The following is an 11,448-nucleotide window of genomic DNA, read 5'->3' as shown; positions in this document are numbered from 1 at the left end:
GGTGTTGCGACGACCACTGGAACGGAAGGGTTGAGGGGCCCCTGTTCGCGCCCCCTCAGCCCCTGCCGAAGGCCTGTGCGGGAAAGGCACCCGCGGCCGTCACGATCCCGGTGAAGGCGCCGGCCAGCTCGGTGAGGCGCTCGGTGGCAGCGGGACCGAGGTGTTCGTACGGAGCGACGTCCAGGCGGTCGGTGAGCGTCTCGGCCTCCTCGCGCAGGGCCACGCCCGCCTCCGTGAGGTCCCCCGCCCCGTCCAGCAGACCGCGCTCGCGCAACCGGTCCCGGGCGGCGGCCCACTGCTCGGCGGACCAGCCGCGGGTCCGCAGGAACACCGCCGAAGTCGGCGCCGTACCGGTGGCGTTGTGCAGGACCAGCGCCTCGATCCCGGAGAGGCCGGCCGTCAGCAGAGCCGCGAGGTGACCGTCGCCCCGGTGCTCGCGCAGCAGCGTCGCGGCGTGCCACAGGGCCAGGTGCGGCTCCTCGGGCACGGGGAGTTCGGCATTCGCGGCGTACAAAGGCCGTGCCTGCCGCTGGCACCCCTCGGTGGCACGCAGCGCCAGCTCGGCCGCCTCGGCCATCTCCTTCGACGCGAGTGCGTCCTCCCCGAGCAGCCGCCGCAGCATCCCGTCCGCGCCGCGCAACCGTGCGGCGAGCACCGCCTCCGGGGTGGTGACCGTCCAGGCCGCGGGGATGCTCCGCGCCACGTGCTCATGGTTGAAGTTGTAGAACGTCGCCGTGACGGTGCCGGCCCCGACCGCCCCGAGCGGGGCCGCGCGGCCCGCGAGGTAGGTCATGGACCCACGCTCCAGCCCGAGCGCCGCGAGTTCGTCCGTCGGCTCCGGCGCGAAGTAGCCCGCCCGGTGGAGGGGGCTGACGGCGTTGTGGCAGCGACGACCGGCACCCATGACCATGTCCGTGCCTGCGTACGTATCCACGTTTATCTCCTATATATATGCGTATCAGCTAAATGCAGCAGTTGACCGGGGTAGCCCCGGCGGGTGGTCAGTCCTTGTGGGCGGTCAGGCCCTGGGCGGTGTGCAGGACATGCCGGGCGAGCAGGCCGGCGGCGCGTTCGGCGTCCCGGCTCAGGGCGGCCTCCTCAAGAGCGGCGTGCTCGGCCGGGCCGTCCCGCTCGGGGAGGATGGCGCCGGACCAGCGCCGGGCCAGCTCACTCGCGGTCCACGTGCGATCGAAGCCGTCCAGAAGCACCGGGTTGCCGCAGCCCTCCAGCAGCGCGCGGTGGAACTGGCGGTGCGCCTCGGACCACTCGTCGGAGACGAACGCGCCGCCCGGTTCCCAAGGTGGCGTACGGGCGAGGTGGTGGTGAGCCGCCCGGACCCGTACCTCCCAGTCGACGCCGCCCCGCTCGATCGACAGCCGGAGCATCACCGGCTCGGTGAGGGCCCGCGCCTCCGCGATCTGCTGCCAGCGCTCGGCGTTGACCGCGGGGACCGCGAAGCCCCGGTTCGGCAGCCGGGTCGCCAGGCCCTCGCCCACCAGACGGAGCAGCGCCTCACGTGCGACGGCGAGGCTGACCTTCTCGGCGTTCGCCAGTTCCTGCGGCTTGAGCGCCTGTTCCGGCGCGAACACCCCGTTCAGGATGGCCGCGCGCAGCGTGGTGTAGAGCCGCTCCGATGGTGATCCGCGTCCTGTCATGGGTCGACGGTAGCAGAAAATCGATTCTTAATGTAATAATCGATTCTGCGATCGACCGATCGCCCAAGGAGAGGAACCCAGAGCAATGAACCAGAACGATCCCTTCGCCGGGCTGCCGTCGGTACCCGCCTTCACCGTGACCAGCACCAGCGTGCGGGCCGGGGAGGCGTTGCCCGCCGCGCAGCTGTCGGGCGTGTCCGGGGTTCCGGGCGGCGAGGACCGCTCGCCGCAGCTGAGCTGGTCCGGCGCGCCCGAGGGCACGCGGGGCTACGCGGTGACCGTGTACGACCCGGACGCGCCGACGCAGTCCGGCTTCTGGCACTGGGCCGTCGCGAACATCCCGGCGGACGTCACCGACCTGCCCGAGGGCGCCGGCGACGACAGCGGCTCGGGCCTGCCGGCCGGTGCCTTCCAACTGCCGAACGACGCGCGGATGGCCCGCTTCATCGGCGGGGCACCGCCGGCCGGGCACGGCCCGCACCGCTACTTCATCACCGTGCACGCGCTGGACATACCGGACATCGGCGTCCCCGCCGAGGGCACTCCGGCGTACCTCGGCTTCACGATCGCGTCCCACATCCTGGGCCGGGCGACACTCGTGGCCACCGCGGAGACGCCGGCATCTTCCAGCCCGTCCGGCGTTTGAGGACGAGGCCGTTCAGGCCGATAGCGGGGGTCTGGGGGCGCAGCCCCCAGAAAGGGCGGCGGGGGCCGAACCCCCCGACGCCCTACGGGCGAAGCGCGCGCAGCAGCAGGTCCGCCAAGTGGTCGGCGACCTCCCGCTGCGTGAGCGGCCCATCGGGCCGATACCACGTCGACAGGTGATGCACAGAGCCGAAGTGATAGTCGACGACAAGATCCGCCGGAGTCTCCTTCGAGAAGACCCCCGCCTCCTGCCCCTCCTCGATCAGCGCCCGGAACCGCTCGTGATAGCGCCGCCGCTCGGCCCGTACCTGCTTGTTCTTCTCCGGGCTCAGGTGATGCATCGAGCGGAAGAAGATCGACGCGTCGTCGAGGTTGTCGATCGTCGTGACGACGACATCGGCGGCGGCCCCCCGCAACCGCTCCTCCACCGGCGCCTCGGCGTTCGCGAAGGAGTCGAGCCGCTCCTGCTGCACCCGCAGCACGCGCGCGTACACCTCGTGGAGCAGATCGTCCTTGGACCCGAAGTAGTGGTACAGCGCGCCTTTGGTGACGCCGGCCGCCTCGACGATCTCCTGGACCGAGGTGCGGTCGTAGCCGCGGTCGGCGAAGAGCCGGGTGGCGGCGGCCAGCAGCCGCCTCGGAACGGGCGTGCCGTCCCCGTCCGTCGTCCTGGGCACTGCCGCCACCTGCCTTCCAGTTTCTCTTTGTGTGGTTCTACGCGCGCGTGGTGCTCCACGCGCACGTGGTGCTCTACGCGGGCGGCCGGGAACGCAGTTCCCGACGGAGGATCTTCCCACTGGCCGTCTTCGGCAAGTCGGGCAGGATCTCGACCTGCCGCGGGTACTTGTAGGCGGCCAGTCTCTCCTTGCAGTACGCGGCGAACGCAGCCGGGTCCTCGTCCGCGCCCGGCCGGAGGCTGATGTACGCCTTGACGGTCTCGCCGCGGTACCCGTCGGGCACCCCGACGACAGCCGCCTCGCGCACGGCGGGGTGGGTGTAGAGGACGTCCTCCACCTCGCGCGGCCACACCTTGAAGCCGGACGCGTTGATCATGTCCTTCTTGCGGTCGACCACGTAGAGCCAGCCGTCCGCGTCCATGAACCCGATGTCACCGGTGCGCAGTTCGCCGTCCGGGAAGGTCTCCGCGGTGGCCTCGGGGCGCCGCCAGTAGCCGGGCACGACCTGCGGACCCCGTACGAGGATCTCGCCCTGCTCGCCGAACGGCATCTCCTGACCGTGGTCGTCGACGATGCGTACGACGGTGTCGGGGCCGGGCACTCCGACGGCGAGCGTCCCGGAGACCGGGTCGACCGGCGCTTCCCGGCCGGGCGGCACGGAGGCGCAGGGCGCGGTGCACTCGGTGAGCCCGTAGCCGTTGCGGATGTACGGCCCGAAGCCGGCCCGGAACTTCTCGACGAGCGCGGGCGGCAGCGGGGCGCCGCCGGAGGAGATGTTCACGAAGGAGGAGAAGTGGTCCGGCGTGACGGACGGGTGCGCGGCCAGCGCCATGAAGGCCGTCGACGGGCCGACCGTGTAGTGCGGCCGGTGCTCGGCGAACGCGTCGAGGACGACGCCCGACTCGAAGCGGTACGCGAGGACGAGCGTGCCGCCGCTGTTGAGGCACGCGATGAACTGGCAGACCATCCCGGTGATGTGGAACAGCGGCGCCATCGCGAAGTACACGGGCCCCTCGGGCAGGGCCAGGCCCGTCCGCTGGCGCTCGGCGTTGTACATGATGTTGCCGTGCGTGTTGGTGGCTCCCTTGGGGGCGCCGCTGGTGCCGGAGGTATAGCTGATCAGCGCGATGTCCGAAGGACCGAGGCCGAAGCCGAGACTTCCGTCCCCGTCCCCGTCCCCGGGCGCCTTGTGGCCGGCCTTCGCGACGGTCGCCAGGTCGTCGGCGTCCGGTGCCTGCGGCAGCCGCTCGAACGTCAGCACGCGCGCGTCGCCCCGCGTCTGGAAGTCCAGTTCGCAGCCGGTCAGCACGATGCGTACGGACGAGTCGGCGGCCGTGTCACGCAGATACGAGTCCCAGGCCCGGTCGGAACAGATCAACGCGGCGACCTCGCCGTCCCGCAGGACGTGGGTCACCTCCCCCGACTTGTACATGGGGTTGACGGGCAGGACGGTCGCGCCGGCCTTCCAGGCGCCGAGGACGGCGAGCACGAAGAGCGGGGAGTTCTGCAGCAGGACGGCGACCCGGTCGCCGCGCTCCAGGCCTCGGGCGGCGAGGTGTCCGGCGACGGAGTCGCTCAGCTCGTCGACCTCGCGGTAGCTGAGGCGTCCGTCGAAGTAGGCGAGGAAGGTGCGGTCGGGGCTCTCGGCGACGGCCCGGCGCAGGGCGTGCACGGGTGAGTCGTCGGGGCTGACGGGCCCGCGCTGGGCCTCATCGAGGAGCGCGACCCACGGCCGGGCCGCGTACAGGGACGTGGTCGCAGGGGGTGTCATCGGCCGTCCGCCTCCCACTTCTGCTGGATGTGGTTCATGCTCGTCAGCCACCGCTCGGGGGTGGCGGCGCGTGCCTGGTAGTACTCGGCGACCTCGGGGTGCGGAAGGATCAGGAAGCGGTCCTCCTCCATGCCGGCGAAGAGGGCGTCGGCGACGGCCTCGGGCTCGATGGCGGTGGGTAGCAGGACGAGATCCCCGGCGCTGCCGGTTCCCGCGAGCATGTCCGTGCGGACGCCCTGCGGACAGATCGCGTGGACCTTCAGACCGCGGTGGCGGTAGGTGAGGGAGAGCCATTCGGCGAAGGCGTACGCCCCGTGCTTGGTGACGCTGTAGGGGGCGGCGCCGACCATGGTGAGCAGCCCGGCCGCCGAGACGGTGGAGACGAACCGGCCGCTGCCGCGCTCCAGCCAGGCGGGTATCAGCTGGTTGGCCGCACGGACGTGCGCCATCACGTTCACGTCCCAGGCGAGCTCCCAGACCTGCTCCGGAGCCGCTTCCGAGCCGCCGGAGCCCACGCCGGCGTTGGCGCAGTAGACGTCGACGGTGCCGCCGAGGGCGTCCCGGGCCTCGGCCACGATCGTGGAGGCGTCGCCGGGAACCGCGATCCCGCCGATCTCGTCGGCGACGACCCCGGCCTTCGCCCCGTCGAGGTCGTTGACCACGACCCGGGCCCCCGCGGCGGCGAACCGGCGGGCCAGCGCGGCCCCGATCCCGCCCCCCGCCCCGGTGACGACCACTCCGGCATCCTGCATGGCTTCCACCATCGGTCTCCTTCGACACGACGAGATCTCGGCTCCCTACAACGCCAGACTAACCGGTCGGTATGTCAAGAGGGAAGGTCAAGCGCGCCCCCGAAGGGGCGCGGGGAACTGCGCGACAAGCCACATCCGACCCGCAGCTTCCGAACAACCGGCGGAAGCCCATACCGTGCACATGCCCACCTTCCGCCAACACGGAGGTCCCACATGCGCCCCCTGTCCAGACGGAGTCTCCTCGCCGCGACGACCACCGCGGCGGCCCTGTCGGCGGGCCCACCCGCCACGGCAGCGGGGGCCACCACCCCGGAAACGGCGACCCGCCGTTTCCGGACCGGCTTCGACCGGCTCGCCGCGGACCACTACGCCCTCCTGGAAGGCGCACGCGTCGGGATCGTCACCAACCCGACGGGCATCACCAGGGACGCCCGTCACATCGTCGACGTGATGCACGCCGACGACCGCGTGGACCTGGTCTCCGTCTTCGGCCCGGAGCACGGATTCCGCGGCACCGCGCAGGCGGGCGGCTCCGAGGGCCGCTACGACGACCCGGCGACCGGGCTGCCGGTCTACGACACGTACCTGAAGAGCGGACAACCGCTGGCCGACGCCTTCACCGCCTCGGGCGTGGACACGGTCGTCTTCGACATCCAGGACGCGGGCGCCCGCTTCTACACGTACATCTGGACGCTGTACGACTGCATGGAGGCGGCGCGGCTGGCCGGCAAGCGGTTCGTGGTGCTCGACCGGCCGAACCCGGTGACCGGGCGTGGCGCGTACGGCCCGGTGCTGCACAAGGAGTTCGCGACCTTCGTGGGCCGGGAGCCGATCGCGCAGGCGCACGGCATGACGGTCGCGGAGCTGGCGCGGTTGTTCAACGCGGAGTTCCTCACGGCGCCGGTGCCCCTGGACACCGTGCTGATGTCGGGCTGGCAGCGGTCGGACTTCTACGACGCCTCGGGACTGCCCTGGGTGCCGCCGAGCCCGAACATGCCGACGCCCGACACCGCCCTCGTGTACGCGGGCACCTGTCTCTTCGAGGGGACGAACCTGTCGGAGGGGCGCGGCACGACCCGTCCGTTCGAGCTGATCGGCGCCGAGGGCATCGACCGCCGGTGGGCCGCCGAGGCCGGGCAACTCGGGCTGCCCGGGGTGCGTTTCCGGGAGGCGTACTTCGCGCCCACCTTCTCGAAGTTCCAGGGCAGGACCGTCGGCGGTGTGCAACTCCACGTCCACGACCGCGCCGCGTACGACCCCGTACGCACCGGGATCGCGCTGCTGGTGACCGCCAAGCAGGTCTGGGACGGCTTCGCCTGGCGCCCGGACAACTGGATCGACAAGCTGACGGGCTCCACGCTGGTCCGCACGATGATCGACGCGGGCGCGACGCCCGACGAGGTCGTGGCGGGCTGGCGGGACGAACTGGCCGCGTTCCGGCGGGTGCGCAAGGAGTACCTCCTCTACCGCTGAGACACCACTCGCCACCCGCCACCGCCACTCACTACTCGCCACTCGCCACTCGCTGGGACATGAGTTCGGGCTGGTCGGATCGGACGTGGCCCCTGGCCGACGCGCCCCGTCGGCGGGACGATGTGCGCACCGCGCACGGGTTGCGCAGGCCGAAGGGGGCTCGTCATGGCGGATTCCGAAGTGGGCGTGACTCCTTACTGGGAGCTGACGTTCGACGCGGACGGAGATGTGAACGGCAAGCAGCGCGACCGGCTGCTCCGGGAGGTCGTGGAGCGGGGCGTCAAGGACCTGATCGTGTTCGCGCACGGCTGGAACAACGACCGCTCGGCGGCGACTCGGCTCTACAGCCGCTTCTTCGAGCCGATCCCCGCACTCGCGCCGAACGCCCGGCTCGGGTACGTCGGCGTGATCTGGCCGTCGATGCGGTTCAGCGACGAACCGATCCCCGACTTCGAGCGGGCCGTCACCGAGGTGACCGAGGTGTCGGTGGGCTCCGCCCTGGACAAGGGCACGCGGAGCGCTCTGCTGCGGGCCTTTCCCGGCCGGGCCACACTGATCGACCAGATCGCCCGGATGCTGGACCGACAGCCGGATGGCGACGCCGCGTTGGAGGAGTACGGGCGGCTGGTACGGCTGCTCGTCGAGCTGCGGCCGGAGGCGCCGGGCGCCGCGTTCGCCGCCGACACTTCGTCGGAGTCGGAGGAGGGGTCCCCGAGCGACCCGGAGATGTTCGTCGGGGACACGGCGGAGATGTGCCGCGAGTTCGCGCGAGCGCTGGCGGAGGCGAAGGCGGAAGCGGAAGCGACGACGGAGGACGCGGCAGGGACCGCTGCTGGAGCCGGGCCCGGCGACGAGAGGCCCCGGGCCGGGGCCGCCGCGGCCGACATCCCGCAGGCCTGGGACGGGGCGCACGAACTGCTGCGCCAGGCGACGTACTTCGCGATGAAGCGGCGCGCGGGCGCGGTGGGCGAGCGCGGGCTCGGGCGGACGGTCGGGCGGCTCGCGCAGGCGGCGCCCGGGGTGCGCGTGCATCTCGTGGGGCACAGCTTCGGCGGGCGTCTGGTGTCGTTCGCGCTGCGCGGGCTGCCCAAGGGGGTACGGACCGTGAAGTCCGTGACGCTGCTCCAAGCGGCCTTCTCGCACTACGCGTTCGCGGCGCGGCTCCCGCACGAGGCGCGGTCCGGTGGTGTGCTGCGCGGCCACCAGGAGCGTATCGACGGCCCGTTGGTGTGCTGCTTCTCCCGCTTCGACTCGGCGCTCGGCACGGTCTACCCGCTCGCCTCCCGTACGGCGGGCGACGACCGGACGGCCGCCGGTTTCGGCCTCCCCCGCCTTCTCGGCGCCCGGTGGGGCGCGTTGGGTCACGACGGGGTGCAGGCGGTGTCCGGCACGAAGGCGTTCACGCTTGCCGACGCGCTGCGGGCGAGGGCGACGCTGCCCGCCTCGGGGTGCGTGAACATCGACGCGTCCGCGGTGGTGCGCCACGGCGGACTTCCGGCGGGCGCCCACAGCGACATCTGCCACCGGGAACTGGCCCAGGTGGTACTGGCGGCGGGCCGCATCCACTGACCGACCCGCCGCCCGTACGTACGTACGTGTTCGCGTGTGTACGTACGCGATCACGTCACCGGTGTGAGGTGAACTCCACGACCTGCTGGTAGGTCGGCCGGTTCTGCCAGCTGATCTTGCCGTGCTTGATGCCGCCCAGCGTCCGCTGGTTGATGGAGTCGGCACACCACTGGTCGCCCGCCGAGCAGAGGTCGTCGCCGGGATAGACCTGGGCCGCGGTCCGTCCTGCCGCCTGCTTGAGCGTGCTGATCAGGATGTCCCGGCAGGCGCTGAGGCTGCCGCCGCCGCAGTACGACTGGGCGAGAGGGCCCTGCACCGACTCGCCGAGCACCGCCCGGATGTCCTTGTGGACGTAGCTCCACCAGCCGTACTGGAAGGAGCTGCCGGCGTGCGATCCGGTGGGCCCGTGTCCCGCCGAAGGCGCCTCGTCCACGGGCAGGTTGGCGGTCATGGCGGTGTAGAGGTCGCTGCCGAGGCCGGGTTCGAACTCGGCCTTCACCAGCAGCGGCCACCAGGCGTCCAGGAGCCGGATCGCGTCGGCGTTCGCGTACGTCTTCGAACCGGCCGACGTCTCCTTGCGCCTGGCGCCGGCCGTCACCCAGTCGGACAGCTTCGTCACCGCCGCCGCGGCCGTCGGGTCGGTGACCGGCGAGGTGCGCACGACCTGCAGCAGCTTCGGCAGTACGTCCTCGGCGCGCAGGTCGGCCAGCGCCGCGTCGGCCATCGCCTTGGTGAGCGACGCTCTTGTCACCCCGCCCGCGATCACCAGCTTTTGCACCCGGTCCTCCAGGAGGTCGCCGCGGTGGACGGAGCCGTTGCCCCAGGAGGCCGTGGTGTAGTCCTTGGCCTGCTTGTTGTTCCAGGAGATGTAGTAGTCCTGGTCGACGGAGTTGGGGTGGGCGGACGCCGGGGTGTAGTCGGCGGTGTTCGTCGTCGGCGTCCAGTTCCGCCACTCGTACGCCGGCCGCGCCCAGACCGGGAACTCGGCGTCGACCCCGTCGGCGCGCACCGGGTTGTCACCGCTGTTGTAGTACGCGGTGTGCTTCGAGTCGGCGTAGAACCAGTTGAAGGTGAAGTTGATGTGCTGGACCGCCGCCTGGAAGGTCTGGGGACTCTTCACGTAGTCCGGGTCGTTGAGCATCTGGAAGCCGATGATCGAGTCGGCCTCGTGCATGAAGGAGGAGCGCAGGCTGGTGTACGCGACCTTCTTGCCGTCGACCGTGGCCCGGTGGGTGACCGGGCCGTACGCGGTGCGCCAGACCTGCATGCGGTAGGAGCCCGCGGCGGTTCCGTCGGCGGTGGTGGGCTTCCAGGCGTTGGTCTGCTCGATCTTCTCCATGGCCGTGCAGGTGCCGCGGTAGAGGTAGTGGGTGTCGTCCTGGCACAGCTCGACCGCGTACGTGTCGATGATGTCCTGGCCGGAGGTGGTGGCGCTCCACGCGTAGTCCTGGCCGCGGCCGAGTTCGACGTACATGCTCAGGCCCGCGAAGGAGGCGCCGCGGGCGCTGAGGCCGGGGCCCTGGATCTCCTGGAGCATGAGCAGCTGTGGCGCGAAATAGCCGGTTTGCGGTCCGAAGACGGCGACCGGGTGGCCGCTCGCGGTGTGCTCGCCGCTGACCACGAGGGCGTTGGACATGCCGCGCTTCGCCGAGCCGAGGGCGCTCGCCGTCGCCGAGGCGGACGTCCCGGTGGCCGTGGAGGTCGCGGCGCTGCCGGTGCGGTCGTAGACCAGCGGCTCCTGGGTGACCGTGCCGGCGGTGGGCAGGGCCTCGCCCTGCGGGTCGGCCGGCTTGGTGGCGTACGGGAAGCTCTCGCCGTTGTGGACGGTGAGGGCGGCCTCGGGGTCGTTGCGCTCGCGGAAGGACTCCCAGACCTTCGTGCCCTCGGCCACGCCGTACTTGGACTGGGCGGCGAGCAGTGAGACGGCGTTGTTGACCTCCCCGCCGCCCCCGGAGCCGAAGAGCGCGCCGATGACGGAGGCGAGGGCGACCAGGTCGGTCTCCTTGAAGTGCTCGATGGTCCCGGCGTTGGTGATGGAGTCCTTGTGGCCGGTCAGGACGTACTCGCCGGGGAAGTAGCGGCCGCTGTCGGAGGCGTCTATGTAGGAGTTGATGCCCGCGAGGTAGGCCCGGATGTCGGCGAGAGCCTGCTGGCCACGGGCCCCGTTCTTGGCGACGGCACTGTCGACCTGGGCCTGCAGATCCGCCTCGGTGTACGGGGCGTGGCGCCAGAACTCCTGTTCCAGGCCCTGGTTGGAGGGGGCTCCGCCGGCGAAGGGGGTCAGCTTGCCGCGGCCGACGTGGCGGAAGACGTCCATCAGCCACAGCCGGTCCTGGGCCGCCGCGTAACCGGCGCCGAACTCGGTTCCGTAGCGGGTGGTGCCTGTGATGTGCGGCACACCGGTCTTCTTGTCGCGGACGATCGTCACGTCGGTGCGTCCGGCGGGCTTCAGAGTGGACTCGACCTGGTCGGCGGCGACTCCGAACGAGGCGTCTCTGAAGAAATCGTTAATTTTGGCGTCGGTGAGCGCGGAATGGCCGGACGCCAGATTGCCATAGGGCGCCAGTTGGTCGTCCGCATGGGCGGGCTGGGTGCCGAAGGCCTGGTTGAGAATGATCTCGGCGAGGGTCGCGTTACCGTTCTGACCTGCTGGAAGAATGTCCGAACACTGGCCGCCGCAGTAATCGTTCGCCGCCGCGACCGTGGTGTCGGCGGCGACCGCCTGGGAAAGCGGCGACAAAAGACCGGCAATGAGAACGCATACAGAAGCGCCCATGAGGAACTTGGGGAATCTGCGGGGAGTTCTCAGTCTGTCGAGGATGGTGCGTGGGGTACGCCGGGGCATGGCTGACTCCTCACGACGAGGGTGGTCACGACGGGGGTGGACTGGACGTTACCGCCGGTAT

Annotated in this window: 9 protein-coding genes; 3 read left to right on the top strand and 6 right to left on the bottom strand. The window is 71.1% G+C overall.

Annotated elements, in window-relative coordinates:
* Window positions 1-55 precede the first annotated feature (55 nt).
* Window positions 56-910: an SCO6745 family protein gene (locus AOK01_RS03610; RefSeq protein ID WP_055508277.1), complete on the bottom strand. Its 855-nt coding sequence runs from the start codon at window positions 908-910 to the stop codon at window positions 56-58.
* A 91-nt stretch (window positions 911-1,001) separates the two neighbouring features.
* Window positions 1,002-1,655, bottom strand: coding sequence for a GntR family transcriptional regulator (locus AOK01_RS03605; protein WP_055508276.1), 654 nt, complete (start codon window positions 1,653-1,655; stop codon window positions 1,002-1,004).
* Window positions 1,656-1,740: 85 nt separating this feature from the next.
* Here AOK01_RS03605 and AOK01_RS03600 point away from each other — a divergent pair, with 85 nt between their 5' ends.
* Window positions 1,741-2,301: a YbhB/YbcL family Raf kinase inhibitor-like protein gene (locus AOK01_RS03600; RefSeq protein WP_055508274.1), complete on the top strand. Its 561-nt coding sequence runs from the start codon at window positions 1,741-1,743 to the stop codon at window positions 2,299-2,301.
* An 82-nt stretch (window positions 2,302-2,383) separates the two neighbouring features.
* On the opposite strand, the gene AOK01_RS03595 is transcribed toward AOK01_RS03600, so the two are convergent.
* The 3 genes from AOK01_RS03595 to AOK01_RS03585 form a co-directional block, all read right to left on the bottom strand.
* Complete coding sequence (locus AOK01_RS03595; RefSeq protein ID WP_055508320.1) at window positions 2,384-2,977, bottom strand: TetR/AcrR family transcriptional regulator; 594 nt, start codon at window positions 2,975-2,977, stop codon at window positions 2,384-2,386.
* A 73-nt stretch (window positions 2,978-3,050) separates the two neighbouring features.
* Window positions 3,051-4,748, bottom strand: coding sequence for a class I adenylate-forming enzyme family protein (locus tag AOK01_RS03590; RefSeq protein ID WP_055508317.1), 1,698 nt, complete (start codon window positions 4,746-4,748; stop codon window positions 3,051-3,053).
* Window positions 4,745-5,512, bottom strand: coding sequence for an SDR family oxidoreductase (locus AOK01_RS03585; protein WP_055508272.1), 768 nt, complete (start codon window positions 5,510-5,512; stop codon window positions 4,745-4,747). The genes AOK01_RS03590 and AOK01_RS03585 overlap by 4 nt, the downstream gene beginning before the upstream one ends.
* A gap of 201 nt (window positions 5,513-5,713) precedes the next feature.
* Here AOK01_RS03585 and AOK01_RS03580 point away from each other — a divergent pair, with 201 nt between their 5' ends.
* Window positions 5,714-6,973, top strand: coding sequence for an exo-beta-N-acetylmuramidase NamZ family protein (locus tag AOK01_RS03580; RefSeq protein ID WP_055508271.1), 1,260 nt, complete (start codon window positions 5,714-5,716; stop codon window positions 6,971-6,973).
* A 165-nt stretch (window positions 6,974-7,138) separates the two neighbouring features.
* Window positions 7,139-8,542, top strand: a complete 1,404-nt coding sequence (locus AOK01_RS03575) for a hypothetical protein (RefSeq protein ID WP_055508268.1) — start codon at window positions 7,139-7,141, stop codon at window positions 8,540-8,542.
* 55 nt (window positions 8,543-8,597) lie between these two features.
* Here the strand turns inward: AOK01_RS03575 and AOK01_RS03570 are convergent, their stop codons facing one another.
* Entirely contained in the window at window positions 8,598-11,387 is a 2,790-nt protein-coding gene (locus AOK01_RS03570) for a penicillin acylase family protein (RefSeq protein WP_079103143.1), read from the bottom strand.
* Between the last annotated feature and the right edge of the window lie 61 nt (window positions 11,388-11,448).

Source organism: Streptomyces aurantiacus (genome assembly GCF_001418335.1).
GTDB classification, from domain to species: domain Bacteria; phylum Actinomycetota; class Actinomycetes; order Streptomycetales; family Streptomycetaceae; genus Streptomyces; species Streptomyces aurantiacus.
Note: the sequence above shows the minus strand (reverse complement) of the source record. Positions and strands in the feature narration are given on the sequence as shown.